Annotated in this window: 16 protein-coding genes; 9 read left to right on the top strand and 7 right to left on the bottom strand. The window is 56.7% G+C overall.

The window, feature by feature from the left end; translation table 11 throughout:
* Window positions 1-23: 23 nt before the first annotated feature.
* Entirely contained in the window at window positions 24-1,127 is a 1,104-nt protein-coding gene (gene dctP, locus ACXUPB_RS17095) for a TRAP transporter substrate-binding protein DctP (protein ID WP_179916534.1), read from the bottom strand.
* A 352-nt stretch (window positions 1,128-1,479) separates the two neighbouring features.
* On the opposite strand from dctP, the gene ACXUPB_RS17090 reads away from it, so the two are divergent.
* The gene (locus tag ACXUPB_RS17090; protein ID WP_472953592.1) at window positions 1,480-3,678 is read left to right on the top strand and encodes a tRNA(Met) cytidine acetyltransferase TmcA; all 2,199 of its coding nucleotides are present in this window, start codon (window positions 1,480-1,482) and stop codon (window positions 3,676-3,678) included.
* A 28-nt stretch (window positions 3,679-3,706) separates the two neighbouring features.
* Window positions 3,707-5,173 carry an aminoacyl-histidine dipeptidase gene (locus ACXUPB_RS17085; protein ID WP_179916536.1) on the top strand — a complete coding sequence of 489 codons (1,467 nt, stop codon included), beginning with the start codon at window positions 3,707-3,709 and terminating at the stop codon, window positions 5,171-5,173.
* A 91-nt stretch (window positions 5,174-5,264) separates the two neighbouring features.
* On the opposite strand, the gene ACXUPB_RS17080 is transcribed toward ACXUPB_RS17085, so the two are convergent.
* Together ACXUPB_RS17080 and ACXUPB_RS17075 are read right to left on the bottom strand one after the other, a co-directional pair.
* Complete coding sequence (locus tag ACXUPB_RS17080) at window positions 5,265-5,741, bottom strand: Dps family protein (protein WP_035561994.1); 477 nt, start codon at window positions 5,739-5,741, stop codon at window positions 5,265-5,267.
* Window positions 5,742-5,972: 231 nt separating this feature from the next.
* Entirely contained in the window at window positions 5,973-7,106 is a 1,134-nt protein-coding gene (locus ACXUPB_RS17075; protein ID WP_179916537.1) for a glycerate kinase, read from the bottom strand.
* A 106-nt stretch (window positions 7,107-7,212) separates the two neighbouring features.
* Between ACXUPB_RS17075 and ACXUPB_RS17070 the strand changes: the two genes are divergently transcribed.
* The 4 genes from ACXUPB_RS17070 to ACXUPB_RS17055 all read left to right on the top strand — a co-directional run bounded on the left by ACXUPB_RS17070 (window position 7,213) and on the right by ACXUPB_RS17055 (window position 9,908).
* Window positions 7,213-7,767, top strand: coding sequence for a hypothetical protein (locus ACXUPB_RS17070; protein WP_179916538.1), 555 nt, complete (start codon window positions 7,213-7,215; stop codon window positions 7,765-7,767).
* Complete coding sequence (locus ACXUPB_RS17065) at window positions 7,764-8,123, top strand: hypothetical protein (RefSeq protein WP_179916539.1); 360 nt, start codon at window positions 7,764-7,766, stop codon at window positions 8,121-8,123. The genes ACXUPB_RS17070 and ACXUPB_RS17065 overlap by 4 nt, the downstream gene beginning before the upstream one ends.
* Window positions 8,120-8,779, top strand: coding sequence for a DUF1007 family protein (locus tag ACXUPB_RS17060; RefSeq protein WP_179916540.1), 660 nt, complete (start codon window positions 8,120-8,122; stop codon window positions 8,777-8,779). The genes ACXUPB_RS17065 and ACXUPB_RS17060 overlap by 4 nt, the downstream gene beginning before the upstream one ends.
* Window positions 8,780-8,858: 79 nt before the next feature.
* On the top strand, window positions 8,859-9,908 hold the full coding sequence (locus tag ACXUPB_RS17055; RefSeq protein ID WP_179916541.1) for a nickel/cobalt transporter: 1,050 nt from the start codon (window positions 8,859-8,861) through the stop codon (window positions 9,906-9,908).
* A gap of 8 nt (window positions 9,909-9,916) precedes the next feature.
* Here the strand turns inward: ACXUPB_RS17055 and ACXUPB_RS17050 are convergent, their stop codons facing one another.
* Window positions 9,917-10,336, bottom strand: coding sequence for an HIT domain-containing protein (locus ACXUPB_RS17050; protein WP_035562004.1), 420 nt, complete (start codon window positions 10,334-10,336; stop codon window positions 9,917-9,919).
* A 174-nt stretch (window positions 10,337-10,510) separates the two neighbouring features.
* On the opposite strand from ACXUPB_RS17050, the gene ACXUPB_RS17045 reads away from it, so the two are divergent.
* Both ACXUPB_RS17045 and ACXUPB_RS17040 read left to right on the top strand, forming a co-directional pair.
* A complete protein-coding gene (locus ACXUPB_RS17045; protein WP_027958626.1) occupies window positions 10,511-10,642 on the top strand; it encodes an entericidin A/B family lipoprotein in 132 nt (43 codons plus the stop codon).
* Window positions 10,643-10,745: 103 nt separating this feature from the next.
* Window positions 10,746-11,117, top strand: a complete 372-nt coding sequence (locus ACXUPB_RS17040) for an I78 family peptidase inhibitor (protein ID WP_035562007.1) — start codon at window positions 10,746-10,748, stop codon at window positions 11,115-11,117.
* Here the strand turns inward: ACXUPB_RS17040 and ACXUPB_RS17035 are convergent.
* Complete coding sequence (locus ACXUPB_RS17035; RefSeq protein ID WP_179916542.1) at window positions 11,114-11,719, bottom strand: LysE family translocator; 606 nt, start codon at window positions 11,717-11,719, stop codon at window positions 11,114-11,116. The genes ACXUPB_RS17040 and ACXUPB_RS17035 overlap by 4 nt on opposite strands.
* Before the next feature lie 98 nt (window positions 11,720-11,817).
* On the opposite strand from ACXUPB_RS17035, the gene ACXUPB_RS17030 reads away from it, so the two are divergent.
* Complete coding sequence (locus tag ACXUPB_RS17030; RefSeq protein ID WP_179916543.1) at window positions 11,818-13,212, top strand: aminotransferase-like domain-containing protein; 1,395 nt, start codon at window positions 11,818-11,820, stop codon at window positions 13,210-13,212.
* A 1-nt stretch (window position 13,213) separates the two neighbouring features.
* On the opposite strand, the gene ACXUPB_RS17025 is transcribed toward ACXUPB_RS17030, so the two are convergent.
* On the bottom strand, window positions 13,214-14,218 hold the full coding sequence (locus ACXUPB_RS17025) for an ion transporter (protein WP_179916544.1): 1,005 nt from the start codon (window positions 14,216-14,218) through the stop codon (window positions 13,214-13,216).
* A gap of 34 nt (window positions 14,219-14,252) precedes the next feature.
* Window positions 14,253-14,792: an acyl-CoA thioesterase gene (locus ACXUPB_RS17020; protein WP_035562020.1), complete on the bottom strand. Its 540-nt coding sequence runs from the start codon at window positions 14,790-14,792 to the stop codon at window positions 14,253-14,255.
* Window positions 14,793-14,807 lie beyond the last annotated feature (15 nt).

The following is a 14,807-nucleotide window of genomic DNA, read 5'->3' as shown; positions in this document are numbered from 1 at the left end:
AACCGAGGCGGCACAGAAGCGCCTTACAGGCAGGCTTCGATCTCTTCCAGTGAGGGCAGATTATCCATCACGCGGCTCATGTTGTAAGGTGCGGAAACATCACGCCACGTCGCGTAGTGCTCAAGGTAGGCAATCATAGACTGGTAGACCTTGGCGTGGTCAGTATCTTCGCAAGCACCGCGCAGAATCACCTCGTTGGTAACTTCCTGAATGCGCGCCAAGTCCTCTTCAGAGAATTGGTTGATCGTGACCCCTGCGTCAATAAACTTCTGCGTAGCTTCGGTAGACTGGCGTTCAGACCAGGCTAGCGACCATGCCATGGTGGCGTCCGCCGCGATACGTAGGGTTTCTTGAGTCTCTTCTGAGAGCGCATCCCAAGCATCTTTATTGATCATTACCCCAAAGACACTGGCCGATTGATGCCAGCCCGGCGTGGCCCAGTAGTCAGCCACTTCGGCAAAACCGGCGTTAAAATCAACGCCAGGGGTCGAAAACTCACCCGCGTCGATAACACCGCGCTCTATGGCTTGGTAGACTTCACCGCCCGCTAGCGTGACCTGGGAGCCGCCCAGCTCTTCAAGCACGCGGCCCTGGTCACGGCCCGAAAGGCGCAGACGTTTGCCTTCTAAATCGGCAATGCTCTCAATAGGGGTGCGGCCCATAAAGCCCGATTCATTGTTGGTAATGCCGTAGGGGAGATAGACCATGTTGAACTGGCCATAGATCTCTTCGTACAGCTCGCGGCCGCCCCACTGTTGAATCCAGTTGAGGTAGTCAACACCATTAAACAGGCTCGTTGTGGTGGCTAGCGGTGAAAAGGCGGGGTTCAAGCCGGCCCAGTAGCCCGGCCAGTCGCCTGCGGCTTCGATGCTGCCCGTTTCTGTGGCGTCAAAGACTTCAGTGCCGGGCATTAGCGTGCCGCCCGCGCGGAAATTAATTTGTAGTTCTTCGCCCGCCAGCTTATTGACCAGCTCCACCCAGTGCTGGTCGATCTTGATAAGATCAAGATTCTCTGGCCAGGTAGAGGTCATCGTCCATTCTTCTTGTGCTTGAGCGGTGGTCGTGAAGGCTGTGAAAGCAATACCAGCGGCAAGGCCGGTGAGGGAAAATTTGGTCGTTTTTTTCATGGTGTGTTTCCTGGTTTGGCGTGTGACGTTGTTAGTGTTGGATACCTGGAGTCAGGAAAGTGCAGCGCTACAGGGTTACGTTTACGTAAACAAGGGAATTTAAGCGCTACAGAGCTAAACTAGCACACCAACCCCGCTGCAGCGCAATATCAGTAATGTAAGAAAGCTCTTCCATCGTTTTTTAAGTAAATTCTATATATTTAAATAAAACAGAGAGTTATAGTTTTTTTAATGTCGAAATGAGGTGTTAATGTAGTGCAGAAACGTTGAAAGTAGTTAAATTATTCAACCAAAGTTGTAAGCAGAAGGCACGCCATAAGAGGCTCAGCGGAACACTTTATAGGGTAACGTGATGGGAAACAGGCGCGCCGGAGTAGGCAATTATTTGCTAAATAATCAGCTGTCAGAAAGCCAACACCCACCGCGAAGGGTGGCAGCGTTAGTTCATCACGCGCAGCGTCTCAATCGCCGCGGCTGGCGCCAGTTGGTATGGTTAAGCGGTGAGGCAGAGCAGTGTCGCTCAATCGCCCAGGACGTATGGCAAGCCTTCTCCTGGCAGGCGCCTTTGTGGGTGGCCAATGAGAACACTGCACTGCTGTTTTCCGCGCCTATTCTCTCACCGCGCAAGGCACGGGCACGCCTGGGGGCTGAGCATCAACTGGTCGTGATCGATACACACAGCACAGGCTTTGATCCTGAAGCGTTAGGGGCGCTGGCGGGAACGATCACGGCGGGTGGTTTACTGATATTGCTCACACCGCAGCCGTGGGGTGAAGCACCTGATCCGGACTACGCGCGTTTTGCTGATCACCCCTGGCATTGGTCGCAACTGAGCTGCCATTACCTGGCGCGCTTGGCGCGTCAACTGCAAGAGTCAACTCAGGTAGTGCGCTGGCGTGCAGGTCAGGCGTTGCAGTTGCCTCAATTGTCTCAATTAGCTTCGCGTGAAGCAGGCGATCCCAGCGGTGGTGATAGCGACTGCCTAACCTCAGATCAAGCAGTCGCCGTAAAGCGATTGGTGGGCCTAAAGCGGCGTCGCCCGCTGGTAATAACCGCCGACCGTGGGCGCGGCAAAAGCGCCGCCTTGGGTATCGCTTGCGCCCGGCTGTTAATGGACAAAGCCCAGCGCGTGGTGCTGACCGCGCCGCACCTAAGTGCGGTGGAGAGCGTTTTTGAACGGCTGTCTGCGCTTTGTCCGGCAGGTCGTCGGGTCGCCCAGGATCACTTTGTGCTGGCCGAGGGCCGCGAGCTGATTTTTTTATCCCCGGATGACTTGACCGAACAGGTCAATGCGCAGGCGCAGGGCGGCGATGGCAGTTATTTATTGGTGGATGAGGCGGCGGCAATTCCCGCTGCGCTTTTGGGGCAATGGCTGGTGGCTTTTCCGCGCATTGCCTTTGCCACGACGGTGCATGGTTATGAGGGCTCCGGGCGTGGATTCGCGCTGCGCTTTCGCGACACACTTGACCGGCTGACGCCCCATTGGAAAGCGCTGGCGCTTGAGTCGCCCATTCGCTGGCATGGTGGCGACCCGCTGGAAGCGCTGGTCAATCAACTGCTGCTGTTAAAAGCAGTGCTGCCTACTGCTCAACCGAATGACAGGGCCGTGATAACAAAAGTGGTTGATCGTGCCTGGCTTGCCGAGCAAGACGCGGCACTGGAAAAGCTGTTTGGACTGCTGGTGCAGTCGCACTACCGTACTTCCCCTAACGACCTGCGCCAATTGCTTGACGGCCCCGGCACGGCATTGCGCGTGATCGAGCAGGCGAGTGAGCCTCAGGCGGTGCTGGTGACACGGGAAGAGGGCGGTTTTGAGGCCACCCTTGCCCATCAAGTCGCCCGCGGTGAACGTCGGCCTCAGGGGCATTTGTTGGCGCAGTCGCTGGCCACTCACGCCGGCAGCCGTGAGGCGTTGACCGCCCGCTGGCGGCGGGTGGTGAGGATCGCGACGCACCCAGAGCGGCGCCGCGAAGGCTTGGGGGAAGCGCTGCTGCATGATGATATGGCCGCCGCCAAGCAGCAGGGTATCGCGCTTTATGGCGCCACCTTTGGTGCGGAGGCGTCGCTGTTACGGTTTTGGTTGGCACTGGGGTTTACGCCAGTACGTTTAGGTATTACCCGTGAGGCCTCCACCGGTGAGTTTGCTGTGATGGTGGCGAAAGCGTTAAACACACAGGGTGAAGTGGTGCTTGCCGACCTGAATGAGCGCTTTCAGGCGGCATTAGCGGGCCTGTTGGCGTTTGAAGTGAAGGCGTTGCCTGCCTCGGTCGTCGTACTGTTGCTCGGTCAGATGCCGAGGGTTTCGCTTAGTGCGCGCGACTGGCAGGATATTGAAGATGTGGCGACCGCCCATCGTGATCCTGTTCTTGCTCGCCCGGCCTTGCAAGCCTTGGCCCGGCAAGCCAGCCACTGCCCCTTAACGGAAGCGCAACAGCAGTCACATCGACAAGTTGCGGCGTGGGCGTTTCAAAATATACCCCTGGCGACGGCCCACAATGACGCGTTGAAGGCCCTGCGCCTCGCCGTGAATAACCTCATTGAGGTAAAGTAGGCCGATTGCCGATAACGAAGAGTCTTTAATGAACGCACATCTTGAAGCGCTGGCGCCTTCCTTGGTTTGGCGCCACTTTCGAACCCTTTGTAATACGCCACGCCCCTCTGGGCATGAAGCGGCGCTCGTCGCCATCCTCGAAGCGTGGGCCGATGCCCAAGGCTTGACGCACGACCGCGATGCTTTTGGCAATTTACGGCTGCGTAAACCGGCTTCCGCGGGCTGTGAACAAGCCCCAGGCGTGGTGCTTCAGGGCCACCTGGACATGGTAGCCCAGGCCAATAGCGATCATGCGCACGATTTTACTCGCGACCCGATCAGCACCTATGTTGCCGACGGCTGGCTGCACGCCGAAGGCACCACCTTAGGCGCTGATAATGGTTTGGGTGTGGCGGCTATTCTCGCCGTGTTGGAAGACCCAGAGCTGCGCCATGGGCCGCTGGAAGCGCTGTTTACCCTGGAAGAAGAGACCTCCATGGGTGGCGCGCTGAACCTGGCTGAGAATTGGCTGGAAGGCTCGTTGCTGCTCAATCTGGACAGTGAAGACCGTGGGCAAGTCTATATTGGCTGCGCGGGCGGGGCTGATGTAGAAGTTGATGCCCAACTGCCGAGCGCCGCTGCTGGCGATCACGAACAGGTCATTGAGATTGCCTTGACTGGCCTGAAAGGCGGTCACTCGGGTGTCGATATCCACAAGCCGCTGGGCAATGCCAACCGGCTACTGGTTAGAGTGTTAAGGACGTTAGAAGCCTTTGATGCGCGCTTGATCAGCTACCACGGCGGCACGTTGCGTAATGCAATCCCCCGTGAAGCCTTTGCTCAGGTGGCGCTACCTGCCGATGAAGTAGACGCCGCGCTGGTGGCCATCGCCGGGCTGGAAACCATTCTTTTAAGAGAGCTGGGCAGTGGCGATAGCGGCCTTAAAATCAACGCCCAACAACTGACTGAGGTGCCCGAAGCAGAACCGCTAACGCTGGATGCCAGTGTCATGCTGTTGGCCGCGCTTCACGCGGCCCCTTGTGGGGTCGAACGGATGAGTGCCGATGTGCCGGGCGTGGTGGAAACGTCCAATAATCTAGGCGTATTAAGCCTGGAAAATGGGCGGCTGCACCTCTGCGCATTGGTTCGCTCGCTGCACGACAGTGCCGTGGTCGCTATGGCGGATCGCTTTCAAGCGCTGTTTGGCTTGATTGGCGCGCGGGTAAAAGTGGAAAACAGCTACCCAGGTTGGGCGCCCAATCCCAATGGCGAGTTATTGGCGACCTTTAAAGCGCGCCACGCGGCACTGTTGGGCCGTGAGCCAGAGGTGAAGGTGGTTCATGCCGGGCTGGAGTGCGGTATTCTGGGCAGCAAGTATCCGCACCTGGACATGATCTCGTTTGGCCCGCTAATTCGCGGTGCTCACTCCCCGGATGAGCGGGTGGAGCTTGCATCGGTTGAAGAGTTTTGGGCGATGCTGCGGGCGTTGATCAAGGATCTTGCCGATCAGCGCTAGTCCTCCTCGTTTGAATGGCCGCGCATAAAAAACGGCACCCAACAAGTGGTGCCGTTTTTACGCTAAGCGAACGCCTTTATCTGCTTAACACTTACTTGCTCAAGTAGGCATTAAGCATCCAAACGGTTTTTTCCTGCTCGCGGATGTAGTCACCGGCTTGTGCCGCGGTGCCTTCATCATCAGCGTCAGAGGCGAGCGCCAGTAGTTCGCGCTGTAGCTCAATGATCGTTTGATAGCCTTTCAGCACGCCTTTAACGCAGGTGATGCCGTCGTGAACGTCTTTATCTTCCTGAATGCGCGATAGCGTGACGTAGTCGCTGTAAGCGTGTACCGGTTTGTGCCCCAGGGTTAGGATACGCTCGGCCACTTCGTCCACTTTGGCTAACAGGTCGGTGTAGAACTCTTCAAACTTGGCGTGCAGCTCGAAAAAGTCGCTACCGCGTACATTCCAGTGGTAGCCACGCACGTTCATGTAGAAAATTTGGTAGTTGGCTAGCAGGTGGTTGAGCTTTTCGGCGAGTTGACTAGCGCTACCTTCGTGTAGGCCAATGCTATTAGTGTCAGTCATATCCTGCTCCCTCTTTATGCCGCAACGTGCGGCGGTTAATGCGTTTTCAGCACAAATCTTGAGAATATCTGTTCAGAATAGGGCGTCTTTGGTTCAGTGCAAAGCAGGTTTTTTGCATCGCCGCCATAGCGCTACGACATTAGATGCCTGCCGTTACCCTTTTACTACAGTTTAAATGCTGGCGCTGAGAGCTCTTTTCAAGGCCTGCACGCTTTTCAAAGTTTATGCATTTCAAAGTTTATGCACCCACAGCCGCAGCAGATTTTCACAGTGCGCTTCGAGTAGCTCGGCGGTGCGTGGTAGTGCATCAGCTAACGTCGTGGGGCCATCGGCTAACGCGAAGGCGGCCGTGACGCCTTCATCAAAACAGGCTTGCCAGCCATCGCCGAGGCTGCCCGCCAGCACGATAACGGGTTTGTTAAGGCGCTTGGCGGCACGGGAAACGCCGATAGGCGTTTTACCCGCCAGGCTCTGGCCATCCAGGCGGCCTTCACCGGTAATCACTAGATCCGCGTTAGCCAAAAGCGTTGCCATGTCAGCCTGTTGCATAATCATTTCGATACCGGGTTTTAACGTGGCGTTTAAAAAGGCCTTGGCTGCAAACCCTATGCCGCCTGCCGCCCCGGCGCCCGGTAGCGTCCGGTAGTCCTCGCCGAGTATCTGAGCGCTAATGTCAGCAAAGTGGCCCAGCGCGCGGTCTAGCTGTTCGACTTCCTCAGGTGAGGCGCCTTTCTGAGGACCAAATACTGCGCTGGCACCGCGTACCCCCAACAACGGGTTATCAACATCCACGGCCGCCTCAAGGGTGAGGCTAGCCAGCCGCGGGTCTAGCCCATCCAGTGTTAAACGGGTCAGTTGGCTAAGCGCCGCACCGCCAGGAGGTAATGGTTCGTCGTTTTGATCCAAAAAGCGAGTGCCCAAGGCCTGCAGCATACCGGCACCGCCGTCATTGGTAGCGCTGCCTCCGAGTAGTAGCAGCGCTTTTTCAGCGCCTTGATCCAACGCTGCCAGTAGCAGTTCACCCACGCCGAAAGTAGAGGTATGCAGCGCGTTGCGCTCATCGCCGGTAAGGTGCTGTAAACCGCTGGCTTCTGCCAGCTCAATAAACGCGGTACGCTGGGCGCTAAGCCAGCCCCAGGTGGCTTTTCTTGGGCGCCCCAGGGCATCCTGAACATCCAGCTGGCGGCGCTCAGCACCTGTTGCGGCGATCAGTGCATCTAGGCTTCCTTCGCCACCGTCAGCCAACGGGCAGGCCTGCACTTGGGCACTTGGCAGGGCGCGCTTGACGCCCCGCGCCATGGCCGCGGCGGCGTCTTGGGCGCTCAGCGCATCTTTAAAGCTGTCGGGGCAAAGTAAAACATTCATCAGCACGTTCTCCACAAAACAGTGTCTTCACTACAATGTCATTTCATTTAAGCATGACTAGCTTCGGCGAGCTAAACCAGCGGCCTCGTCCGTTAGAGGATCTAACATGAAGTCGATACCCATAAGCTTAACCTGTCTGCTAGCACTGGCTGGCTGCCAAGTGATTCCTGATCGCCTGCCGCAAGCGGAGCCAGCGCCTGCGGCTGCGTGCTATTTTCCCGCCAATCATGAGCGGGCGTTAGAAACCAGTGTTGAGGTGCTCACCGAATGGGGCTTTATCCTGAACTCTACTGATACCGCCTTGGGTTTGATTAGCGCCAGTCGGGAACGTGCGCTACACGGCTATTATGATCCTTACGATGATGCCTACGGCTATGGGCGCGGAATGCGGGTCTTTGGTGGCTTGGGTATCGGACGAGGTTCCGGTGTCGGGTTCGGTATAGGGAGCAGTTTTGGCGGTGGTGTAGGCCAGCAGCCGTTAGAGGTTGAGCGTGTGTCACTACTGGTCGACGATACGCATATACGCATATCCCGCGATATCCGCCGCTTTGATCACTGGGGTGATCTGCGCGAATCCTACAGTGCCAGCAACGACGATTTCTGTCAGCGTTTTCAAACCCGCTTTACGCAAACCGTCCCCGCCACCGGGAGGCCGTTATGACGCTTCGCCACTGGTTGTTAGTTGGGCTATTGGGTGGATTGGTCGGCTGTGCAACGACCACGCCCTTGGAGCCCCGTGAGTTGGCTTATAGCACTTCATCAGAAGAAACCTTCCGCGAAGCCGTCGAGTTGATGGTGGAGCAGGGCTATGTGGTTCGCCATGCGGATCTATCGCTGGGGCGGGCTGAGGCATCGCTTGCTCGCTGGCCGGAGTATCGGCTGCAGTTGCAGGTGAGCGAAGAGGGCAGTGGCAGCCGTGTGCGGGTATCGGCGTTGAGGGGCAACCAGCCGCTGCCGCCCTATTTGCTCGACCCTTGGCTGGTCGCCTTGCAGCATAAACTGGGTGTCGCGCCATGAAGTGGGCAGGTAGCGTAGTCGCCGTTTGCTTTGGCATGAGTAGTGTTCTGGTCAGCCCCGATGCCCATGCCCACCCTCACGGTTGGATCGATCTGAGTGTGCGGGTCATCACCGATGATCAGGGCGTGGTGAGTGGCCTGCATCAAACCTGGCGTATGGATCCTTTTTATAGCCTGGTGGTTTTTGAAGAGCTCCAACAGGTAGAGGGTGCCAGCCTCGAACAGGGGCTCGACCAGCTAGGCAAAGAGATTCGCGATAACCTTGCCGCGCAGCACTACTTAACTGAAGTGCGTATTAACGGTGAACGCCAGGCATTGGGCGAGGTAAGCGAGTATACCGCCATGGAGCGCGATGGGCGGCTGACCTTTATGTTTATCCTGCCGCTGGAAACGCCGCAGCCGCTGACAGACGCCCTGCTTAGCTACCAGGTGTTTGATCCCACCTACTACATCGAAGTGGTGCACGAGGAGGAGGGCGGTCAGCCTCGGGATGATGCGTTGATACTGCACGGCGAGCCTGCCTGTGAGTTGGCTATTCTCCCCGCGGACCCGGATCCTGAACTGGTGATGCAAGCGGCGCTGCTCGACAAGGATGAGAGTGGTGAGCCAGGCCTGGGGCGCTATTTTGCCGAAACCGGCCAAGTTGATTGTCGCTAGGCGCTGTTCGAAAACAGGCAGTGGCGTGCTGCTTTATAGCTATGTTATCTTGTAACATTTTTTGCGTTGGAGCGTTAAGATGCCCTTAACAAGGCCCTTTACACGTCACTTAGGGTTAAGGCTGGGCCTGTTGCTAGTCGCAGCAGTGCTTATCATTGTTTGGCAAGGCGGTTTTCAGAGCGTTAGCTATCAGCTACTTGGCTGGCAGCGTGATCTGCACCGCTCGCTAACGCTGGCGATTACCGAACTGTCACGCACCCCCAGTATGGCAACGTGGGTGAGCTTGCTGAGTGTTAGCTTCGCCTATGGCGTCTTTCATGCCGCCGGTCCGGGGCACGGTAAAGCCGTCCTGGCGACCTACTTAGCCACCCACGGTGGTGCGATAAAGCGCGCCCTGGGGCTGTCGTTTGCCGCCTCTTTGCTGCAAGGGGTGACCGCCATTGCGCTGGTTGTGGTGCTGGTTTACGGCCTAGGCTGGATCACTCGCCAGGCCATGGGTAGCGTTGCCTGGGTGGAGCAGGCCAGCTTTCTGCTGGTGGCGGCGCTAGGGGCGTGGCTATGCTGGCGAGCCGTCAAGCAACTGCGGCGAGCCTATCAGCCTGAGCGAGGGGCTCATGCGCACAGCCCAGGCCACGAGCATCATCAAGACCATGAACATAGCCATGGCCACAGCCACAGCCACAGCCATGATCATAGCCACTGTTGCGGCGGTGCTCACCATATTGAGCCGCAGCAGGCGTTAGATTGGCGCACGGCGATAATGACGGTCGGTGCCATAGGGATGCGCCCATGTAGTGGGGCAGTGTTAATGTTGGGGGCGGCTAGCCTGCTCGGCCAGTTCGCAGTCGGCGTGGCGTCTGTTGTGGCGATGTCGCTGGGCACGGGGCTCACGGTGTCAGCACTCGCACTGGCCAGTATTTTAGCCCGTGGCTGGGCGCAGCGGCGATTGTCTAAACAGCAGCACAGCCAGCGCAGCGTGCAAAAAGCCACCGGCTGGGTGGCCCTGGCCGGTGGAGCGCTGATTGTCGTACTGGGTATTTCACTTAGCGTTGCGGGTATCGCCCAGCCTGCGAGTGGGCCACTTCTCAACGAGCCACCTGCGCGGCAAGGCCATCCATTAACGGGGTAACGGGTAGGCTACACATCCAGTCCATTGATAAGCGCCAGCAGTTGGTCGCGTAACTGCGCTTGCTCATCCAGATCGTAAGGTTTAGGTGAGCCGTTGCCCCAAACAGGGGCAGGCCAGGTTGCATCGCTGTGCCGACGAATAACAACGTGCACATGCAGCTGGCTAACCACATTGCCGAGCGCGGCAATATTAACTTTGTCCCCACCCAGCGCTTCTTTCATTGCATCGCCTAGCTGGGTGGCCTCGCGCCAAAGCTGCTGCTGGTCATTGGCAGAAAGCTCAAACACTTCACTGATAGAAGCGTGGCGCGGTACTAGGATCACCCAGGGATAACGCGCGTCGTTCATTAACAGCACGCGGCTTAATGGGAGGTCGGCGATAGGTAAGGTGTCGGCGGCAAGGCGTTCATCTAGCTCGAAATTGATCAAATGATAGGCTCCACACAGCGGTTAGATGATTGTTAGCATAGCAGCCGCGCAGTGACGTAGGGAAAACGAGCGCGATTGCCAAAACGCTGTTACCCTGAAAAAACTCCCAAGTGGCAAATTAAGTTGCCAGCGGAGTTTCCCGATGTTGAATAACTCGTTAAGGAGAACGGAAAAATGAAAAAATTATTGGCCATGAGCTTTATGCTGCTGATGACAGCGGGTGTGCTAACGGGTTGTAATACCATCTCTGGCGCTGGCCAAGATGTGCAAGAGGGCGGTAAAGCCGTCCAAGATGCAGCTGAATAAGTAAGACTGCGTTTTAAAGCAAGTGGTATCCAACGGGCTAGGCTAACGCCTGGCCCGTTGGATTTATAGCCTACCCTCATAATCTACTTTTGGAGATTCAAGGATGAAACCCCGTATTATTCTGGCTAAGCTCGCTGCTGTTGGCGCTTGTGCAATGCTGCTAACGGCCTGTGCTAGCTCGCAAATGCCGATTTCTCCAGCCAACGACGACGTAGACGCTGCGCCACCGCCGCCAACGGTAACGCCCAACGGATCTAATCAAGAGCAGGCAGCTGCCTGCGATCTTGAGGCTATCCAATACGCCATCGGCGAACCGTTCGATGAAGCAATGGGGTCGCAGTTACAAAGTGAGAGCAGCACTCGTCAAGCGCGCGTATTGCGCCCTGGTGAGGCCGCCACCATGGACCACCGCCCGGATCGTTTGAATATTCATCTTGATGATCAAGATGTCATCGAGGAACTTCGCTGCGGCTAACCTAAGATCAGTACGACGCAGGCGGCGGTCAACACGCCCATGGTGATGTTGAACGCCCGCCACGCGGCATCTGTTTTGATCCACTGCCCAATTGCACTACCAAAGCCAGCCCATAGCGCAATACAGGGCAGCGCCACCATCTCAGCAAAGCCAGCAAGTAACAATGCATTAAATACCGGTTGGCCGCTTTCGGGTAGAAAACCCGCCATCAGCGCCAGTCCCATTACCCATGCTTTAGGGTTGGCGAACTGAAACGCCGCAGCCTGCCAAAACGTAAACGGTACGCTATGAGCCTGTGCCTTAAGATTGGGCGGCGGGGCGCTGGCAATTTTCCAAGCCAAATAGAGCAAATACGCGCTGCCTACCCAGCGCAACGCGGTTTGAATTGCAGGGTAGCGTTCAAACAGCACGCCCAAGCCCAGCGCTATGCCCGCAAAGAGTAAAAAGCAGCCACCTAAAATTCCCCACATATGCGGCAATGTGCGCTTAAAGCCGAAGTTGGCGCCAGAAGCGGTAAGCATAACGTTATTTGGCCCAGGGGTAAGCGTCATCGACATCATATAGAGCGCGGCCGGACCGAGGATTACCCATTCGCTGTTCATTTTATTGTATCCATACAATTTGTGGTTGAGGATTGCTTTAGAGCGCCTATTGTTAGCATAATGGGGATTAAATTAACGTCAAAGGTTTTATTGTCACCATGACAATGTGGGTGCCTTCGCTCGCTGAGTTTTCTGGTTCACGCTATCGCGCTATTGCCAGCGCCATTGAAGCCGCTATCCAGGCAGGTGAACTACTGCCTGGGGAGCGCTTGCCGCCCCAGCGCCGTTTGGCAGATGCGCTAGGGGTGACCATCGGCACGGTAACCCGGGGTTACGCTGAAGCTGAGCGCAGCGGTTGGGTATCGGCACGGGTGGGTAGCGGCACCTATGTGAGGAGCAAAACGCAAGACAACGCTGTTAGCCTGACGTTTCCCGCTGATGAAACGGCCGGTGTGATCGATTTAAGTCTTAGCCTGCCTCCGCCCCACCCGTTGCGACAGTCGCTGTTGAGCGAAGCGCTGCTCGCCTTAAGCCAATCCGGTGCAGCATTAGCGCGGGGTGTGACCTACCAAGAGTCCCAGGGGCGTCGCGAGCATCGTGAGGTGCTGGCTCGCTGGTTAAATACCTTAGGCATGTCTCTGATGGCTGATGAACTGCTGATCACCCAAGGTGGCCAGCACGGCATTAGTCTGGCGCTCAGCACCTTGCTACGGCCGGGCGAGCTGCTGGCTGCCGATGCCTTGACCTACCCCGGTGCCATCAGCGCAGCGCAGCAAGGTCATCTCAAGTTGGTAGGGATTGGTCAAGACAGCGAAGGGATGCGCATGGATCTGCTGGAGGCGCAGTGTGCCCGGCAGCCGCCGAGAGCGATTTATCTTACGCCGGAGCAGAACAACCCCACCGGCGCGTGTTTAAGCGCGCCGCGTCGCGAACAGCTGGTGGCGCTGGCGAGGCGCCATGATATCTGGCTGATTGAAGACGGCGTGCAATATCTACCCGCTGAGCAGCGTGGTACGCCTCTTTACAAGCTTGCGCCAGAACGCACACTGTTTGTGTTTAGCACCGCTAAAGTGTTGGCGGGGGGGCTGCGAATTGGCGTGCTGCGGGCGCCTAAAAGTTTGCACGAGCGGTTAGCGACTGGCCTGCGCGCCCAGAGTTGGATGGTGCCGCCGCTAATGGTCGACGTGGTCTGCCACTGGATTAACCAAGCCGCGGCGGAAAAACTACTTACCTGGCAGACTCAAGAGTTAGCGGAGCGTCAACAGTTGGCCGCCCAATGGCTGCAAGGGTTTACCCTAAGCGGGCGCTCCCACAGCAGTAATGTATGGTTGACGCTGCCAGAGGGAAGCCGGGCCGTAGAGCTGTGTGATCGGCTACTGCAGCGGGGCGTTAAGGTAAGCAGCGCTGAGCCCTTTTGTGTGGGCAGCACCCCCGCACCCCAAGCCATTCGTCTATGTGTTGGGGCCGCGGCGGATCGCAGCGAACTCATTCAGGCATTGGGCATTGTTGCCGCCTGTTTGGGCGAGCGGCCGTTAGCCCCCGCCACCTTATGAATTATTCATAGCGGTCTTTCCAGCCTTGATGGCTTATCTGGTCTTTAAGCATTTCGAGAATGTCATACATCACCTGCTCGGTAACGCGATTGCTGCCTTCGTCAACCGTTAGCCAAGTGTCGAAGCCGCTGTCGGCGGTGCGCTCAACTAACTGCCTAAACTCATCGGAATGAATACCTAGCAGCAGCTCATCGACTAGTCGCTGGGCGACGCCACTGAGTGATGCCTCCATAGCGCTGGTGGCCTGCTGCCCCATGGGCAGGCGGTTAAGGCGCTGAATCTCGGGGCTTTCCCGGAGCGTACGGCTAACCAAATCGCTGATCGCCGCCATAATGGACTGACGGTTGTGCTGATAGGCTTTGCCGATAGTGCTCTCCAACCGCTGCGCAATCTCATGAATCAGCTGCGACTTGCGGGGCATGATCACACGCTCAATCACGCGCTCGGTCAGCGAATCGCTGGCGCGTATCTGCTGCTGTACATTGCCCAATAGCCGTAGCGCGATACGGTCAGAAAGCTCCTCCAGCAGAATATCGTAATACTTGGCAACAAATTGATAGACATACCAGTGGGTAACATCAATAAGGCCGAGGCGATGCAGCCGATTGATTAACGATACCACGCGTAGAATACGCAGCAGGCGGAAGCCTGCGAGGGGAATGCAGCCCAGCACGTCATACCAGTGCACGAAGGGGTAGAAAAACCAGCGGTGGTAGCGCCGCTCGGCAATGGCAATTGACCAGCCCAACAGTACATCGGCGATAAAAAAGCTGACAAATACCAAGTCGATGGTGATGAAGCGGCTATGAATCACCTCATCGTAGAAAGTATGAAAACCGGGCGCGAGATTGGCGATGCCTTGGTTAATAGGGCCGAGCAGAAACAGTGAATCAAACAGCAGTAGCGCGAGGTTAATCACCACCAGCGTCAGAATGAAAAAATCCCAACCGATATGGGCATATTCGACCGCTTTAGGCAGGTGCGGGTAGCGTTCCCTGGCAGGCATGCGAACTCCTTATGGTGGGGCGTTACAACGGTTGTTACTGAGCCTGCGACTGATGCTGTTGTTGGGTCAACAGCTCTTCTTGCTCCGCCTGTTTGCGTAACTTTTTGCGCAGCGCTGCTTTTTCAAAGCGTAGTTTCTGCAGCGGTGTTGCCAACGTGAGTGGCGGTACGCTGGCGGGTTTGCCCTCAGCATCAATCGCGACCATGGTGAGGTAGCAGCTGTTGGTATGGCGGATTAGCTTATTGCGAATATCTTCGGCCACGACCTTAATACCAATTTCCATTGATGAGCGGCCCACATGATTGACGCAGGCTAAGAACGTGACCAGTTCACCGACATGGATCGGCTGTTTAAACAGGACTTGGTCTACCGACAGTGTCACCACATAGTGACCTGAATAACGGCTAGCACAAGCAAACGCGACTTCATCGAGCTTTTTAAGAATAGCGCCACCATGCACTTTGCCGCTGAAATTCGCCATGTCAGGTGTCATTAATACCGTCATGGAGAGTTCGTGCTGCCCAGGCAGGGCAGTATTGATAGCGGTACTCGCGCTGGTTTCCGTCTCGGACATGCGGTGTTCCTTCTG

This window comes from Vreelandella sp. DA03-1M (genome assembly GCF_055725665.1).
The sequence above is the reverse complement of the archived record's forward strand: the minus strand, read 5'-3'. Positions and strand labels throughout refer to the sequence as shown.